Source organism: Lyngbya sp. CCY1209, from assembly GCF_055795065.1.
In genome coordinates, this window is record NZ_JAYFER010000668.1 from 1 (window position 1) to 18,310 (window position 18,310).

The 18,310-nt window shown below is 48.0% G+C and carries 8 protein-coding genes; 7 read left to right on the plus strand and 1 reads right to left on the minus strand.

Features of this window, described 5'->3' with window-relative positions; all coding sequences use genetic code 11:
* Positions 1–134 precede the first annotated feature (134 nt).
* On the plus strand, positions 135–578 hold the full coding sequence (tnpA, locus tag AC0QHF_RS27695; protein ID WP_324707519.1) for an IS200/IS605 family transposase: 444 nt from the start codon (positions 135–137) through the stop codon (positions 576–578).
* A gap of 430 nt (positions 579–1,008) precedes the next feature.
* Here the strand turns inward: tnpA and AC0QHF_RS27700 are convergent, their stop codons facing one another.
* Positions 1,009–1,581: a TetR/AcrR family transcriptional regulator gene (locus AC0QHF_RS27700; protein ID WP_324707513.1), complete on the minus strand. Its 573-nt coding sequence runs from the start codon at positions 1,579–1,581 to the stop codon at positions 1,009–1,011.
* A 155-nt stretch (positions 1,582–1,736) separates the two neighbouring features.
* Here AC0QHF_RS27700 and AC0QHF_RS27705 point away from each other — a divergent pair, with 155 nt between their 5' ends.
* The 6 genes from AC0QHF_RS27705 (at position 1,737) to AC0QHF_RS27730 (ending at position 18,121) form a co-directional block, all read left to right on the plus strand.
* A complete protein-coding gene (locus AC0QHF_RS27705) occupies positions 1,737–2,075 on the plus strand; it encodes a P-II family nitrogen regulator (protein WP_324707514.1) in 339 nt (112 codons plus the stop codon).
* Positions 2,076–2,140: 65 nt separating this feature from the next.
* On the plus strand, positions 2,141–3,064 hold the full coding sequence (locus AC0QHF_RS27710; RefSeq protein ID WP_324707515.1) for a DMT family transporter: 924 nt from the start codon (positions 2,141–2,143) through the stop codon (positions 3,062–3,064).
* 151 nt (positions 3,065–3,215) lie between these two features.
* Complete coding sequence (locus AC0QHF_RS27715; protein WP_324707516.1) at positions 3,216–6,692, plus strand: AAA-like domain-containing protein; 3,477 nt, start codon at positions 3,216–3,218, stop codon at positions 6,690–6,692.
* A 589-nt stretch (positions 6,693–7,281) separates the two neighbouring features.
* Positions 7,282–14,862 (plus strand): LamG-like jellyroll fold domain-containing protein, encoded by a 7,581-nt coding sequence (locus tag AC0QHF_RS27720; RefSeq protein ID WP_324707517.1) that lies wholly within the window; start codon positions 7,282–7,284, stop codon positions 14,860–14,862.
* Positions 14,863–15,255: 393 nt separating this feature from the next.
* Positions 15,256–16,716 carry an apolipoprotein N-acyltransferase gene (gene lnt / locus AC0QHF_RS27725; RefSeq protein WP_324707520.1) on the plus strand — a complete coding sequence of 487 codons (1,461 nt, stop codon included), beginning with the start codon at positions 15,256–15,258 and terminating at the stop codon, positions 16,714–16,716.
* Positions 16,717–16,864: 148 nt separating this feature from the next.
* Positions 16,865–18,121 (plus strand): type IV pilus twitching motility protein PilT, encoded by a 1,257-nt coding sequence (locus AC0QHF_RS27730; protein WP_324707518.1) that lies wholly within the window; start codon positions 16,865–16,867, stop codon positions 18,119–18,121.
* The last annotated feature ends 189 nt before the right edge of the window (positions 18,122–18,310 follow it).

An 18,310-nucleotide genomic window follows, 5' to 3' on the forward strand; every position in this document is an offset into this window, starting at 1 on the left:
TCGGATCGATTTCCTGAACGGGTCGATTGACCAAACCGGTTGTCCCCACCGAAAGCCTTGAAATCAATTTCAAGGCTAACAGCACAAGTCATCTCAAGATGACTGAATTGAATATTTACCAGGGTGTAAAAATTATGGCATTATGGAGAACTTATTATCATATTATTTGGGCGACAAAAGAAAGACAATCATTGATTGTACCCCAATTGGAGAAATCTGTATATCAATACATGGTCGGCAAATCTGATTCCATGAGATGCATCGTTCACGCAATTGGCGGAACTGAAAATCACATTCATCTCATTGTTTCTATTCCTCCAACTTTATCGATCGCCGACTTCGTTCAAAAAATCAAAGGCAGTAGCAGTTATTATATAAATCAAGAATTAACCCCCCATCAAAATTTCAAGTGGCAACGTGGCTACGGAATCTTTTCCTTGGGTGGTAAGCAACTAGAAAAGGCGGTCAACTACGTTTTAAATCAAAAGCAACATCATTCAGATGGAACAATCTTGCCGGCTCTAGAAGAAGATACTAATGAAGATGACCCGCCCCCAAAATATCAGGTCAATCATTGATAAAAAACTGGCAATCAATTTTAATCCTCTTCAGAGGATTTATGCTATTAGCTTGGGAATGGATTCCCAAGCGGGTTCGTCGTCCCCACCGAAAGCCTTGAAATCAATTTCAAGGCTAACAGCACAAGTCATCTCAAGATGACTGAATAAACGTTAGTTGATCTTCAATCCTCTTGAGAGGATTTATGCTATTAGCTTGGGAATTGATTCCCAAGCGGGTTCTAAATAAACGTTAATTCATCTTCAATCCTCTTGAGAGGATTTCTGCTATTAGCTTGGGAATTGATTTCCAAGCGGGTTCATCGACAAAATCGTAAGTAATTATGCCGTCATTTTTTGAATTTACGTTCCATAAATAGCCCGAAACGACCCCCAAATTCGGGGCAGTTTGGGTTCCGAATCGGCTCATATCAGAATGAACGGTCAAGTATTAGTCGAGGGCGGACACCGCGACCCGGACGATTCCCCCCAGGTATTGGGGATCGGGGTGGATTTTGGAGGTGACGCGCAAACCCTGCATACAGCACAGCAGGAAGCTGGCGAGGGCGCTGATATCGCGATCGCCGCCCACTTCTCCCTTTTCCTGAGCCCGCTTCAGAGCCACATAAAAGGCCCGTTCGAGCCGCTTCAGGTTGCCGGAAATGCGTCTGGCGGTATCCGGGTCGTGGGGACACAGTTCGACGACGGTGTTGGTGATCAGGCAACCCCGCCGATCTTGCACGCCGTCGGCGACGCCCTCGAACAGGGCGACGATCGCCGGTTTGGAGGCTTCGGGGGCTTCCAGGCTGGCGATCACGCCTTTCGCGACCGTTTCGTCGTAGTGGGCGATCGCTTCCAAAAACAGGGAGCGCTTGTCCCCGAACGTATCGTAGAGGCTGCCCCGGTTGATCCCCATACTCTTGACGAGATCCTGGATGGACGTGCCTTCATAGCCCTGATGCCAGAAGGTATCCATCGCCTTGGACAGAACCACTTCCCGATCGAATTCCTTGTGTCTTGCCATGAATTTACTTAAATCAATCCTTCGCCTCTCAGATTTTAGGATAACATTTTTGGAATAACTGGTTAGTTATTGGTTCCCGGAGACTCGATCGGGCTTCGATTCGCAGTTGGGTCCCGAAATCTGTAATTCTAGATACAGAAAATTGAGGAAATCCGATGAAAAAAATTGAAGCCACGATCCGGCCGTCCAAATTCGACGAGGTGATGGAGTCGCTGATCGAAGCCGGGGCGCGCGGGATGACGGTATCGGAAATTCGCGGCTACGGGAGGCACAAGGATCGCGTCGAGTTGTATCGGGGGGTAAAACACGCGATCGAGTTTCAGGCGAGATTGAAATTGGAAATTCTGGTGGAAGACGAGATCTGTTCGGAAATGATCGAACATCTGATTTTAGCGGCTCAAACGGGTGCGATCGGGGACGGCAAGATTTTCGTCAGTCCCAGCGAACAAGTCCTGCGAATTCGGACTGGGGAAGTCAACCAGGAAGCGTTGTAGAAATCCATTGGGGAGATTTTTTATCTCCCCCATCCCACGAACGAGGTACGATTGAAAGTCATTTTATGAAAACGGAAACTCTGAAAACGGCGGTTCTGCCATTGATCGCCAGTTTGCTGCTGGCGGGTGCGTTTATTGCCGGCAAATTCGCCACCGCCGATCTGAGTCCACTGGTGACATCTTGGCTGCGGTTCGCGATCGCGCTGGGGTTCCTCAGCGGCTTGGCGATCGCCTCCAAACCGTCCGCGTTTCGGGTGGCGCGATCGGATTTATTTTACCTGGTGCTGTTGGGGGTTTTCGGAATTGTCGGCTACCACTATTTTTTCTTTGCCAGCCTCCAATATACCACCGTCGGCAACACAGCGATCATCAAAGCTACCAATCCGGCGATCACGGCATTCTTCGCCGCGATCGCCCTGGGGGAAAAACTGACACCGAAAAATTATTGGGGCGGGGTTTTTGCCTTTGCGGGGGTAATTACGCTGTTAACCGGAGGTCGCTTACAAAACTTGTTACATTGGCAGTTCAATCGGGGCGACGGGTTGATGCTGATGGCGGTTTTTTGTTGGATGGTTTATTCTCTGTTGCTGAAAGTCCTGTCGTCAAAATATTCGGTATTTACGTTGACATATTATGCCATTTTATTTGGGGTAATTTTATTATCCGTTTTGACATTGAGAGAGGGCGCGATCGCCCAAATCAAAAATATGTCTTGGCAGTCAACCCTATCTGTTTTTTATATGGGAATCGGCGCGTCCGGTATCGGCTACCTCCAATACAGCCGCAGCGTCGCCCAGATCGGCCCCACCCGGACGGCGAGTTTTGTGGATAGTTTCGTTCCGATTTTCGTTTCAATTCTGGCGTTAATTTTTTTCCGAGAAGCGATGACGCCGGCGATGGTCGGGAGTGCGATCGCAATCGTTTTTGGGATAAATTTTATGCTGGCATCCGGGGCGGAAAATGATGGCTCCAAAAAACGGATTTTTTGATCGAAAGAATAGATGTGAATCAGCCCGACCTGATCGGAGCTGAATGCGGTCGGTATGGGCTGGGGCTAAATGTCGGTTAACGCCCCATCTCAGTCGTCAAAAATTATGATAACATAGAATCAGTAAATTGAGTTATTATCGATCTGAAAAGATGGGAAATCGTAATCCCTACCAAGTTGGGGGAAGCCTTTCTGAACGAGATACGACTTACGTCTACAGACGGGCAGATCGAGCGCTCTACGATGCCTTGTTGGCGGGAGAGTTTTGCTACGTTTTCAACGCCAGACAAATGGGAAAATCCAGTTTGCGGGTAAGAATCCAGCAGCAGTTAAAGGGACAGGGGTATCGCTGCATCTATCTCGACATGACTCAATTTGGCAGCGAAAATGTGAGCTATAATCAGTGGTACAAGGGACTCATGTTTGTGCTTTTGAGAAGAAGTAATTTATCCCAAAAAATTTCCTTCAAAGAACGTTTAAAACAATGGAATGATTTGCCAATCATACAGCAATTAGGCTTGTTTATAGACGAGATACTCGAACAGCTTCCGGATCAGAAAATTTTTATTTTTGTCGATGAAATTGACAGTATCTTGAGCTTGCCATTCCCCGTCAACGATTTTTTTGCCCTGATTCGCCTCTGCCACGAGTTGCGCCCCTATCAGACGAATTATCGGCGGTTGACTTGGGCTTTATTTGGAGTGGCAACCCCGTCCGATCTGATCCGCGATCGCACCCGCACCCCCTTCAATATCGGCCGGGCGATCGAGTTGCAAGACTTTCAGTTTGAAGAAGCGCAAGTCCTGCTGCAACACTTGCCCAAAAACATTCGGGATTCCCGATCGCTCCTGCGGGCAATTTTAGACTGGACGGGGGGGCAACCCTTGTTGACACAAAAACTCTGCCAATACGTCACTTGGCAGCTTTCAGAATCGACCGAATTTCATCCCACAAATGAATCGAAACTGGTCGCAGAAATTGTCGAAAACCAGATCCTAGAAGATTGGGAATCTCAAGACAATCCCGAACACCTTCGCACCATCCGAAATCGCCTCCTTTACGACGACAGACGGGCGGGAAAGCTGCTGGGATTGTATCAGAAAATTATCGAACAAGATGGCATCATCAGCGACAACAGTCCCGAACAAACCGAATTGCTGCTGTCCGGATTGGTCGCCAGGAGGGGAGGCAAACTACAGGTCAAAAATCGGATTTATCAAACCATCTTCAATGAGGGCTGGATACGGGAACAACTCGACAAACTTCGCCCCTACTCCCAAGCCTTAAATGGGTGGGTCGCCTCCAATTTTAACGATGATTCTTGGCTGTTGAGGGGATACGCGCTGCAAGAAATGCTGCTGTGGGGAGAAAATCAAAGCCTCGGAGATTTGGACTACCGTTTCCTCGCCGCCAGCCAAACTTTAGACCGGAAAGAAAGCGTCGCAAAAGCGGAAAATGCCCGCTTAAAAGAAGTCGAAGCCCGCCTGGAAAGCGAACGCGATCGCAACGAAGAACAACGGCGCAGTTTGCAGCGGCAGCGCATCTTATTGGCGGGGGTGAGCATCGCACTGGCGATCGCCACCGGATTGGGTCTTTTTGCCCGCGGCCAATATCGCCTCGCCTCCCTGCGGGAAACCGAAGCCGTCGTCCGCACCTCGGAAGCGCTCTACGCCTCCAATCAACCGTTTGAAGCGTTATTGGAAGCCATTCGCAGCCAACAACAACTCGACCGCTGGCGACGGGTGAACCCCGCTTTGCAAACCCAAGCCGACGGGATTTTAGAACGGATCATTTTAAATATTCATCAGCGCAACCGCTTGGACGGCCACGAGGCGGCGGTGATGACCGTCGATATCAGTCCCGACGGGAAAATTATCGCCACTGCGGGAGTCGATATGACTGTCAAATTGTGGGATCAAGCCGGAACGGTGCTCACGACTTTAGAGGGGCATTCTGCCACCATTCGAGTCGTCAAATTTACCCCCGACGGCCAATTTATTGTCTCGGCGGGAGATGACGGAAACATTAAAATATGGACGTTCTCCGGCCAGTTGAAACGCACGATCGCGACGGAATTGGATGGGGTCTGGGATGTCGATTTTAGCCCGGACGGACAAACTTTGGTGGCGGTCGGCAGCCTCAATGCGGCGGAATTTTGGCGACCGGACGGGACTCTGGTGGAGCGGCGGACGTTTCCGACATCGGGGGCCTATTCCGTGGCTTACAGTCCCGACGGCGATCGGGTGGCGATCGGCAGAAATGACGCCAAAATTACCCTCTGGTATTTGAATCAAGGGCGGGAACAAACCCTCGAAGGACATGGGGCGGGAATTTTTGCCCTCGCCTTCAGCCCCGACGGAGAACGACTGATCAGCGGCAGCCAAGATCAAACCATCAAAGTTTGGCAAAAAGATGGCAAATTGCTCGACACTTTGACCCATCACGGGGCGGGAATTTTGGATGTTGACTTTAGCTCGGACGGACAAACCTTCGTCGCCAGCAGCTACGACAAAACCATTTCATTGTGGACTCGCAACGGGATTTTATTGAATACCTTGAAAGGACATAAAGCAGCCATTTTTGGGGTGGTTTTCAGTCCCGAATGCCAGACGATAGCTTCGGCAGGGGCGGACAATACAACCCTCCTCTGGCAACACAAAAATCCCTTTTATCAAGCCTTGAACGGTCTGGGGGGATTGGCGATGGGTGCCGTTTACAGCCACGACGGTCAAACCTTCGTGACGACGGGCGAAAAAGATAATTTGCTCTTCCTTTCACTCCCCGACTTGACCTTGAAATCGATCGCCGCCCAACAATTCGGTATCGTCGGTTTATCTCTCCATCCGACCGCAAATCAGATGTTATCCACCGGGGGAGATAAAATGATCAAAATTCGCCGGCTAGATGGAACCGTTTTGCGGGCGATCGGCGACCATGATGGGGTGGTGATGGGGGCCGATTGGCGTCCGACGGGGGACGAAATTGTATCGGCGACGGCTTCCGGCCATATTTATCGCTGGAATTCCGAAGGAATATTGCTCAACCGTTGGCTGGGTCATTCGGCCCCGATTTGGGATATTACTTACAGTCCCGACGGCCGTCAATTTGCCACGGCCGGCAATGATGGGACGGTGAAACTGTGGAGTCGCGAGGGAAATTTGTTGCACGTCCTCGACCACGATTTGGCAGTGTGGCGAGTGGCGTTCAGTTCCGACGGAGAATATCTGATTTCCGGGAGTGGAGATAAAACGGCGAAAATTTGGCGAAAAGACGGGACATTGATCGCGACTTTAAAAGGGCATCAAGCGGCGGTTTGGGGGGTGGCGTTCAGCCCCGATCGCCCGATTGTCGCCACTTCTAGCATCGATGAAACGGTCAAACTTTGGACGATGGATGGAGAATTGTTGACCACTCTCAAAGGTCATACGTCGGGGATTCGCAGCCTCGTCTTCCGCCCCGATGGAAAAGTGTTGGCTTCGGCCGGAGATGATAAAGCCGTTTACTTTTGGAATGTCCCCGAAATTTTGCAACTGCAACCGTTGGATTACGCTTGCGATTGGGTGGGGGATTACCTGCGGACGAACCCCCGCGTCACGGACTGGGAACGAAACCTGTGTCGATCGCATTGATTCAATTTGTACCCGAATTGCCTCGATTTCCCACTGCCAGAATCTCAAAGAATGTGATAGATTGCAATTGAATCGATCATCGAATATTCAAGTCGGGCTCATCCGAACCGCAGCCTCGGAAGTCTCCGACCGCTGAAATCCAGTGATGGCAGAGGATTTGGGCTGCATAAGATTTTTGCGATCGGCTCTAAACCTATACCAATCAGGTTAAGAAATATTAAGTCAGATATTTGGTCAGAAAGGTCAGATATTTGGTCAGAAAGGTCAGATACTTGGTCAGAAAGGTCAGATATTTGGTCAGAAAGGTCAGATACTTGGTCAGAAAAGCGATCGTCCTAATCCAATCCAACCCATCCAACCTTGACAGACAAAAAACCGAATGATACGATCACTAATCATTGATATATATGATATTTTTCCTGGGACAACTGAGGTTGGGATGCCGAAGAGACAATCATAGAAAAATCATGGTTTCAGGTTGATGTCAATTCTTATATTGACTCACCCATTGTCATCTTCATCTCTCGTACCAGAGGAGTATGATCCCATCAAAATTTTCATCAATTCACGCCAGTTAGGTTGGGTTCCCATGTTACTGAAAGCAGAGCAAATTCAATACATCAACAGCATCACCCACGCCGGTAAAGTCGTTCTGTTCGGGACAGATAGCCAGGGCAAAGTCTGGTACACAATCAAACAAGATGGCTTTGAAGACAGTTACCTCAACACCCCTCTCCATGAGCGAACCGGGTGGGAAGATTGGCAAGAATTAGATTTTCCCAATGAAGCAGAAGATGATGCTTCGGTCGTAGAAAAGGAAACAAAAAAATATACTTATCAAGATAACCCCTCCGAGTTTATTTTACGCTCTTGGTATCGCACCCAGGATCAAAGTGCAGTTGCCCCCGTGCAATTGGTCTCGGGAATGGAACATCTTTATGTGTTCCGGCAATCCAAACAGAATACTTTATTGTGCGATCGCTACGTTTTAGATGGTATTGCTAATCAATTAGTCCGCAAACTGCAAGTCCGTTTCAAGCGCAGCGGACAACGGTTTAAAGCCAGCGATAAAATGCGACAAACGACTGGCGGGTTGAAAAATGTTGACTCTCTAGATTATCGTGATGCCAATGAAATACCTTTCTACGAACCGACCACAGAATTAACCTTCATTAGTAACCTTCATAAAGGTTGGTTTTCCATCGTCCAGTTGCCCACAGTAGAACACGCCAAACATCGCTGGAATATTTTTGCTTACAATAGTCAAACCCAAAAAATAGACCTTTACTCCCTACGAGTCTCTGAAGAAGGTTTGTTTGCGCTTCACGATTACAACATATTTGAACCCAAATCAGAAGACGATCCTACTCTAATTCCTAAAAATATTCCGGGAATTATTAAACGTACCTTAGACTTAAATGTGCAAGTAGGCAACGGCATTAGTGCCACGAAATACTATGTACAAGTTGCCCGTGAAACCGACGCCGGGCAACAACTCATGCGGGATGCCACCAAAGTCATGTTGGGAATTGTGACAACAGATCGTACTGTGGCAGCAATTAGTTTCGCAGCTTTGGGCGATGGAACATTATCCAAAATTCAAGAAACCGGCAATCCCCAAATTCTCCGCAACAATATTCGTGAAGTATTACTTCCCCTCAATAGTTTAGATAACATAAAAGCGATCGGTATTGTCGAACCGCCACCGGAAGGAACAATTGCCGCTTTAAATCGAACCATTACTGATGGAATTCCTAACGTTAAAGTCACTTCAGCCAAAGCGTCTGTGCTGAAAAACGGAGATGAATTGCTCGTTACCGGAACAGCTTCCTATGATGGACATTACACCATTACCAAAATAGATGAAACCAGCTTTGAAATTGATGCCCCTTGGGTAGAAAATAGTAATCCGAGCAGCGAATTAGGAACCTGGCAAGTCGTACCCCCCGAACAACAAGCGGTAATCTTTGATGGTTTAATTACGGGTTATGAAATTACTCCCGAAGGAAAACTTCGGGTGACAGCCGAAAATCATGGCTTAGAAAATGGGGATGAAGTTCAGATTTTTGATACCGTCAGTTACGATGGAACTTATCCAATTACCAAAGTTGACGAACAGAATTTCACCATTAACGATCTTCGGTGGCAAATTGGAGAAGCCGTTAACCTCAAACTCAAATCCTTAAAACGACGGGGAATCGTTTTTGATGGAGCCGGTGATTATATTGATTGTGGAACCAATATAAATGTAGCCCAGAAGAGTTTTACGATTGAATTGTGGGCCAAACGGCATTCAATCGGCCGTCAACAATTTTTAATCGGACAAGGAGAAGCACAACCCAACCAAGCACTGTCAATTGGTTTCCGTAGTAGCGACCAATTTTTTATGGCGTTTTGGGAAAATGCCATTGACACTCCAAGCGTTTATCGAGATAACGAGTGGCATCATTATGCTTGTAGCTACAACAGCGAAACCAAAACCCAAGCAATTTACTGTGATGGAAAATTAGTGGTATCCCGTATCTCCACTTCCGATAGCTTTGCACAAGGGAATTTCTATATTGGTTGCAAGTTTGATACCACCAGTGAATTTAATGGCAGCATTGCTGATGTTCGGATTTGGAAAGTTGCTCGTACAGGACAAGACATTAAAAATAGTATGTACCTGCAACTCACGGGGCTAGAAACTGATTTAATTGGCTACTGGCGATTGGGAGGAATTGCCGTTGGTGAAGATGAGCAACGCAAAGTCATTGATTTCTCCGTAAATAGCAACGATGGCATTGTTTATGGAAATGCCTATGTTGGGGAAATGACGCTCACTCGTAACTTGGGAGACGGTATTACCCCGGCGGTGAAATTCACCAATGAGGATTTAGTAGCAGTTAGTCAACGGGCTACCTATGTTGAGGAATTTGAGTTTAAGGTCAATCCGATTCTAGATGTTAACAATGCTGACGGTAATGGGAATAAAATTCTCCAACTGTCTTATTGGGGTCAAACCAGTCGTCAAGCTAAGGATCGAATCAGTATTGCGAGCCAGCAAAATGAATTTGAAGACTTGGGAAATGGTTGGTATCGTGCCACAGCTCGCTTTACCATTCCCGATGGTGTAGCCCTATTGCGAACTTTTGAAATTGCCGAGGTCGTGGGAACGTGGGAGAGCTTAGACATCCGCAAGCATCGCCTACGTTTGATTTCTGATACGATTACAGAAGCTACATTTAAGGATAGTGTCAGTCTCAGTTCAATCGGATTAGAAGATCGGCAAGACTCTCAATTCCTCAAGCAACTTGCGTCTCAGGAAACTCGCCAAGGATATTTAGTTCAAGAAAAACTCCACCTAGAAGCACAGCTTGCGGCTTTAACCTCTGAAGGATTGGAACGAGAGGCAAAGATTCAGGAACTTGAAGGAACCATTAGTCAGACACAAACTCTGGTTAATAATTTACAAAATGATGTTAATTATTGGAGTACGGAAAAACAACGAGCCGATCGGTCAGTTGCTCTTTATGAGGACACTAATTATAATGATTACCGGGAATGGAGTAATAAATGGACTAAACAACTGAGCATCGGTTACTACAATAATCTCGGTTCGGTTTATGCTCAATCTAGTGACGATACTCTGGATATTAACAATGACATCGATTCCCTTAAAGTTCCATCCGGTTTGAAGGTAACCCTCTACGATGGTTATAACTGTTCGGGTAATACTTATACCTTAACAAGTAGTAATCCAAATTTAGGAGATTGGAGAAACAAAGCTTCTTCTGTCAAGATTGAAACAATTAACGGGAATACCGATAAAAATTATATTGCTAACAAGCTGGCAGAGAAACAAAATGCTTTAACTCAAGCTAAAAAAGAATTGAGCGATCTTCAAGCTGAATTGTCTCTGTTGACAGGAAGCGATCGCACCACTCAAATTCAAGCAATCCGAGACCGCTTGCAAATTCTCAATGCAGAAATTCAAGCCATTCGGGATAGTTTTGCTAGTTTAAATCAAGGAGTTCTGGATGCCATTACAAATGTTAGCCAGAGTCCCCTAACATTGCCTCAATTAAGTCAAGATGCTCAAGGATTAGTCACGCAAGGGGCGATCTTAAATTTTGTCCACTCAGTTTCTCGACTCCAGGCCATAGAAACTTGTGAAGGCAACGTTCAATTCAGCTATTTTGACAAACAAGGTAATCTGAGACAGACTCTCTATGATGCCACCTCAGATAGCCTGAATACAACCTTTGAACAATGGCTTCCTGATGGTCTGCGTTCTTGTTTGAATTTTAATAATGAAAGTAGCTTAGTTAACTTAAATTCTCCGATTTATGTAAAAGATAACTTCACCTTAGAAGCGTGGTTTGCTTATCCCTTTACTGAAGAATTACATTGGCGAGTTTTAGCAAGTTCTGAGGATGATCAACAGCAAATTGTTGTACATGAAAGTAAGCATTTAGGACTGCGCCTCAATGGTTCATTCTTTAACTGTGGTTATGATTTAACTCAGCTTTCTGTCGGTTGGCATCATTTGACAATTACCAGTAAATACGAAGCACAAACCACCAGTTTTTATATTAATGGGGAAAAAGTTGGAATAACTGAAGCCAAAATCACCAGTAATATTGGCACTTTAGGGAATGTTACCCAGTGGGATACCATCGCTCCAGCAGCGACAGAGACCAACTCAGCTTTGCAATTTGATGGCAACGATTATATTAACTGTGGTAGCAATATTAGCGTTGCCAATCGGAGTTTTACCGTTGAATTTTGGGCAAAACGGGAAGTGATTGATGGCGTACAACAACTGATAGTATCTCAATCACAACAATCAAATCCATCTCTTAACTACGGTTTTCTGATCGGTTTTCGCTCAGGTAATAATTTCTTTATGGCATTTTGGGGGAATGCGATTGATACGGATGCGAACTATACCGACAAAAACTGGCATCATTGGGCTTGCACTTACAATTACTCCAATTACCGACAAGAGATTTACTGTGACGGAGTATTAATCAAAACGCGAACCGCTGATTCTCATTGTTTAGCCAGTGGCGAATTCCGTATAGGATGCAATTTGGCACAAAGTGAAAAATACAAGGGAATTCTAGCGGAAGTCCGAGTCTGGAATAAAGCTCGCACTCAAGCTGAAATCCAAGCAGATATGAACAAAGACCTGACGGGTAGTGAGTCAGGTTTAGTGGGTTATTGGCCTTTGCGAGATGGTTCTGCTCAAGATTATTCTGCAAGTAAAAACAACGGCACAATTTATGGCAGTCCTCAAACTGTACCCTTTGAGAAAGTGCAATTACTGGTAATATCGAACCCAAACGCTTGTCACTTTGGCAAACTAGCAGAAGTTCGCTTCTGGGATATTGGGCTAAATGATCGAGAAATTGCTGTTAATAGCAAGATACTTTTAAGTGGTAACGAACCTGGATTAATGGCATACTACCCCATGAACGAAGCCACAGGGAATCAAGTGCGAGACTATTCTGGGAATAGCCGTCACGGTACAATGCAAAGGGCTTCTTGGTGGGGTTGTACTGCACCCATTGGCAATCTTGGTCATACGGTGATGCAGTTTGATGGCAAGAATGATTATGTTGCCACTAACACACCCCTGTTGAATAATTGCTCAGTTTTTACTTTGGAAGGGTGGGTAAAAGCTTTGTCCCTTGGCAATACTTCTGTAAGTCTATTCGGACAAAATGATGTGATTGAATTTGGTTTTAACAACCAGAAACAATTGATGGTTTGGACTCTTCAAGGAGGAACAGTAACTGCCGATACTCCCTATCCCACACACGAATGGCATCATATCACTGTAGTGGGTAATGGGAAAAATATTATCCTTTACCTCGATGGTACAGTTATCAAAATTGGTGGTGTTACAACCAGTAATTATGGTGCTTCCTCCCACCCATTTCAAATTGCGGCAGGAGTATGGTCAGGTGGTAATACACATCCCTTTTTAGGTCAATTAGCTGAAGTTCGTATTTGGAAAAAAGTTCTTACTCCCGAAGAAATCAAAGCAACCATGCACCAACGTCTGACAGGAAAAGAAGCAGGTTTGCTTGGTTACTGGCCTTTAAGTAAAATTCAACCGGAAGGTGCAAAAGTTCAAACACCTGATTTAACAGGTAATCATCCCGCTACAGTCCATGAGGCTTTAATTGTCAAAGATAATACCCTACCCATTGGAGAAGACATGGTAGTGAGTAGTGAATATGGTACTTTTGACATCAATCCCGTTACCAAACAAAAATCGGCAATGATGCGCCGAATGTTTGCCTCTCCCTGTGCTGAAGGTGTACAACTTCTCAGTGATAAACGAATTGAAACTTTGGAGTTACTTTGGATTGGCAACGCTCAATTTGCACCCACCTTGCTCGGTTACATTGAAGGTGCGCCTCCCGTGCCGAGTGAAAATATGAATATTGATGGAGATTATCAATATAATGGTGCAACTTCTGTGGAGTTAACTACGACTGAGGATGTGGAATATAGCTGGAATCGCTCTGAGGATACTGGTCTTGGTGGTAGTATAGATATCTTTATGGGAAGCTCATCTCAAACCTTTACTGGAGGGGGAGTAGGTGCAGTTACAGTAACCTCAGTTGAAGAAACTAAAGGTGGGATAGAAGGTACTCTCGATTTCAGCCATCAATGGTTGAATGAAAGTAATGTTAGTTCTGGTTCTTCTCTGGCTATGACCGATCGCTTAGAGTTGCGAGGTGCGCCAGAAGTGACTCCTAAGTTTCCCCATTATGGGAATCGTTTTATTCCTAAAAATGTGGGTTATGCTTTGGTGGTATCGAGTTTAGCCGATGTCTTTATTACTCGTCTGTCTCGTTCTAAAAAAATGGTAGGGTATGAGGTTCGTCCGGTAGAAGATATCCCCCCTGATATCAATACCATTACCTTCTTGATCAATCCGGCTTATGTGATGAATGGTTCATTAGACGGTTTAGTAGGGAGTAGTGCAGCTAATGACAAGTTTTATGGTCATGTTCCTGAAATGCGCGCTCAATATGGCTCTCTCTATCCTGCCAGTTACTTCCGTCTGATGGAGGCATATAACCTTAAACAACAGATTGAAAAGGCCGATAAAGAGCGACTCTCCTACTTTGAAAACTTTAACTCTAATCTAGTGGGTGAAGGTTCTTTAAACCGTCAAGTAGGAGAAGGAGTTCCTTTGCAGGGGATTACCTTAAATGAAGGGACAGAAACAATTGACTATTCTGGGGAAGGGTTAACCGATCGGGAAAGAGATGCTCAATTGGAACAAGAGCTAACCGAAAAAGGTGCAAACTTAAAAGATATGAAAAAGCAAGGAAAAGAGCGAAAAGAAGAAATCAGTTCTCGTATTGATGATGTAGAACAACGTAGCCATGCTTTAGAGAGTTTTGCCGCATGGCAAAAGAATATGGAAAACATCCTCATTCGCTCTGGGAAACGTAACATAGTCAATACTTATGTTTGGGATGCAGATGGTGGTTTGCGCGTGGAAGAACAAAGCTTTGCCAATACCACTGAACACACTATTGGAGGTTCATTTACCATCAGTGGAGGTTTAGGTGGTGGTGGAGATTTTAGTATCGGCAAAGTCTCTGTTGAATTAACAGCTTTGGTTACGGCTAATTTAACTCAAACGATGACTAAAACCCAAGCGAGTAGTAAGGGAATGGAGTTAAATGTGGATTTAAGCGGGATTGAAATGTTGGGAATTACGGATGAAAATGATCTCCCATTCCAACCCGGTGAAAAGGTCGATCGCTTCCGGATGATGAGCTTCTATCTGGAAGGCAGTACGGACAATTATCTCGATTTCTTCAATTATGTGGTCGATCCGGAATGGTTGGCGAGCAATGATGAAGAAGCCCGGGCTTTGCGTCAAGTGCAAGCTGGCCGCCCCAATAAAACTTGGCGGGTTTTACACCGTGTCACTTATGTGGAACGTCCCACTTTGATGGGCTTTGGTCGGGATTTGCGATCGCTCGCTGAAATTGCTAGTTTTGCTCAAGCACGGATGGCATGGTTAATTCCCGCCAATGCGACGGTATTAGAGGAGGTGAAAGCTGTACGCAACCGGGTTGAATATTTAGAGAACGAAAACGCCAAACTCCACGCCAAAATCGATCGGATTATCGACCTGTTGAATAATCAATAGAAATCGGAAATCAAAGAAAGTAGCGGTAGAGAATATCTCCGGACTTTCTGTCTCCCGGAGGAACTGAATTGCCAGTGGCCGAGGAAAATGTGGGTTGCAAATGTGCGACATCGCCGCCAAAATCCCTCGGCTTCCGGCGTTCTGAATTGAAAATCGGGATGCCCCTGGGAATCAAACGAGTGCGATCGCCCCACCCCCCTTTGGCCCGGTCAACGAGTGCGATCGCCTATAATTTTTGGATGTCGAGAATCGCCAGACCTGACTTTTCACGTCCTCCATTTTCTGATGAAACAAAAATTACCCCAACCCGTCCGTCGCCCCCCCGCCGCCTCTCCCCCGCCACCGCAACCGACAATCAAAGAAATCGCGATCGCCCTCGGGAGTGGGTTATTGATGGGGTTGACGATGGAACCTTTGGGGTGGTGGTTTCTGGCTTGGGTGGCCCTGGTGCCCCTGTGGGTTTTGCTAATCCGGCGGCGTTCCTCCGGTTGGGTGACGGGGGCTTGGGGGCTCGGCTACTACGGATTTTCCCTATTTTGGATCACCGGAATTCACCCGATGACCTGGATGGGGGTGCCCTGGCTGGCCAGTCTGGCGATCGCGATTTTCTGCTGGATCTTCATCACCCTGTGGGGAACGGCCTTAACCGTCGCCTGGGGGTGGCTGCTGCGAAAACTCGCCCCCCCACCGGGGTGGGTGCGGGTGCTGGTGGGAACGGCCCTCTGGTGCGGTCTGGAGGCGATTTGGAGTTCCGGTCCCCTGTGGTGGTCGTCCCTGGCCCTGACCCAGAGTTTCGGGAATTTGCCCGTATTGCATTTGAGTCAACTCTCCGGGCCGAGTGCGGTGGTGGCGGTTATCGTAGCCGTCAATGGCGCGATCGCGGAAATTTGGCTGGCGAAACGGAAGCGGCGGCAATTGTACTGGATTCCGTTATTGATATTTGCGATCGCCCATTTGCTGGGGTTTGGCCTGTACCTGCGCCCCCTGGCGGACGACCCCCAACTGGCGGTCCGCGTCGGCATCATCCAGGGGAACGTCCCCAACGCCATCAAGCTGAACCCGGAGGGGTGGCAGCGGGCACTCGACGGCTACACCCGGGGTTATCTGGAATTGAGCGATCGCGGGGTGGATGCGGTGCTGACCCCGGAAACGGCGCTGCCGTTCATGTGGACGCAATCGAGTCGCAATAACCTGGCATTTTACCAGGCGATTTTGCAGCGGGGAATCCCAGCCTGGGTGGGGGGATTCGGAGACGCCGCCGACGGATTCACCAACAGTTTATTTGCCATCGATGGAAACGGGGAAATGATCGGCCGCTACGACAAGGCGAATTTGGTGCCTTTGGGGGAGTTTATCCCCTTTGAAAATATCCTCGGGCGGTTGATTAATCGCCTGTCGCCGCTGGATGCGCGGTTGGTGGCGGGGGAGAAATTCCAGGTGTTTGAAACGGGGTTCGGGGAAGCGATCGCGGGCATTTGCTACGATTCGACGTTTCCCGAACATTTCCGCCACCAAACCGCGATGGGGGGAGAATTTATCCTGACGGCCTCCAACGACTCCCACTATTCGGCGACGATGTTGGCGCAACACCACGCCCAGGACGTGATGCGGGCGATCGAAAGCGATCGCTGGACGCTGCGGGCCACCAATACCGGCTATTCCGGCGTCGTCGATCCCCACGGCCGAACCCTGTGGATTTCTGGCATGAATACCTACGAACTGCACGACGAAACGATTTACCGCCGCCGCACCCGGACACTTTACGTCCGTTGGGGGGATTGGCTGGCGGTTTTATTGTTGGTTGGGGGTGCGGGAGCGGTGGGCGGCGATCGATTCAAAACTTCACACCATTAAATTTTGCAACAATTGCAGCCGGAAATCCGCCCCTTCTCCCCCCATTTTCCAACTTTCCCATCCCACCTTTGCGAGTTGAATTGATTCGGGGCTAGACTGAGAAGAGAACCTGACTCGATTGGGTATCCCTCAGTTAAGGTAGTGCGACATGACACAATCACCGCGTCCCGTTCCGCCCCGGCCCGGTGCGGGGGTCCCTCGTCCGCCCGCGCCGAAAGCACCTCGCCCGCCGGCACCGGGCGGCCAGACCAGCCCCCCATCCCAACCCGCCCAACCGGCCGCCCCCGCCGCCCCCGCCACCCCCGCCGCGGCTGTCACCCCCAGGGGTCCCGGCCCGAGTCCCGGACATCCGACCCTGCGGGAAATCGTCAAAAAAGCCGACGAAGTCGGCGCCTCCGACATTCACCTCGGCGTGAACGAACCTCCCCGATTCCGACAGCGGGGCGACATGACGCCCCAAGAGTGGCCGGAAACGGATCTCAACACGTTTATGAGTTGGCTGCGGGAGGTACTCACCGACGAGGAAATTCACCAGTTTCAGGAAAATCTCGACTTTGACGGTGCGGCTGATTTGGGGTTCGTGCGGATTCGGATCAGCATCTTCGACTCCCTCAGCGGTCCGGCGATGGTGCTGCGACTGATTGGGGCGACGATTCTGACGATGGAACAGTTGAAGTTGCCGGAGGTATTTAAAAAGATCTGTAACTACCACAAGGGGTTGATGTTGATCACCGGGCCGACGGGTTCCGGTAAATCCACCACCCTGGCGGCGATGATCGACTACATCAACAAAAATTATGCCTACCACATCATCACTATCGAAGATCCGGTGGAATTCGTCCACCAGAGTCGGAAATCCCTGATCAAACACCGGGAGGTGGGGCGACACACCTTGAAATTCTTCAACGCCTTGAAGGGGGCACTCCGACAGGACCCGGACATGATGTTGGTGGGGGAAATTCGGGACAAGGAAACGATGTCAATCGCGCTCAAGGCGGCTTCGACGGGTCACTTGGTGGCCGGGACCTTGCACACCAACAGCGCGATCAAAACCCTGACCCGGATTTTGGATATGTTCTCGGCGGAAGAACAGGAATCGATCAAAGTGTCGATTTCGGAAACCTTGGTGGCGATCATCGCCCAACTGCTGTGTAAAACTACGGATGGAAAGCGGGCGGCTTTTCACGACATTCTGATCAATACCGATGTGATCAAGGAATATATCGTCAAGAGTCAGTTTGAGGAAATCAACCAAATCATGCTCAAGGATACCTTCGAGGGCATGACGACCATGAACCGCTCCCTGTACGATCTGTATCAAGAGGGTCGGATCACGGAGGAAATTTGTCTGGAGGTGTCGCCGTTCCCCAACGAAATGAGTCAGATGCTGCGGGGTAGAGTCTAAGGAAAGTGTGAAATTTTCGCAGTTCAGCGTGAACTTTGGCGTAAAGTATTGATCAGAGGATCGGGTTGCTGATTGTAGCAACCCGATGTCTTTTCAAATCAAACTTATCACTGTCAGCACCCCCGGCTGAAGCACGGGGGCTTCGTGCCCTCCCCTTCAGGTAGCTGACCAGCTATCGCCTTAACTGGC

Bases quoted from the DNA above. Each gene is read 5' to 3' on its own strand.
- tnpA (WP_324707519.1), top strand. From the start codon at position 135: ATGGCATTATGGAGAACTTATTATCATATTATTTGGGCGACAAAAGAA.
- AC0QHF_RS27700 (WP_324707513.1), bottom strand. From the start codon at position 1,581: ATGGCAAGACACAAGGAATTCGATCGGGAAGTGGTTCTGTCCAAGGCG.
- AC0QHF_RS27705 (WP_324707514.1), top strand. From the start codon at position 1,737: ATGAAAAAAATTGAAGCCACGATCCGGCCGTCCAAATTCGACGAGGTG.
- AC0QHF_RS27710 (WP_324707515.1), top strand. From the start codon at position 2,141: ATGAAAACGGAAACTCTGAAAACGGCGGTTCTGCCATTGATCGCCAGT.
- AC0QHF_RS27715 (WP_324707516.1), top strand. From the start codon at position 3,216: ATGGGAAATCGTAATCCCTACCAAGTTGGGGGAAGCCTTTCTGAACGA.
- AC0QHF_RS27720 (WP_324707517.1), top strand. From the start codon at position 7,282: ATGTTACTGAAAGCAGAGCAAATTCAATACATCAACAGCATCACCCAC.
- lnt (WP_324707520.1), top strand. From the start codon at position 15,256: ATGGGGTTGACGATGGAACCTTTGGGGTGGTGGTTTCTGGCTTGGGTG.
- AC0QHF_RS27730 (WP_324707518.1), top strand. From the start codon at position 16,865: ATGACACAATCACCGCGTCCCGTTCCGCCCCGGCCCGGTGCGGGGGTC.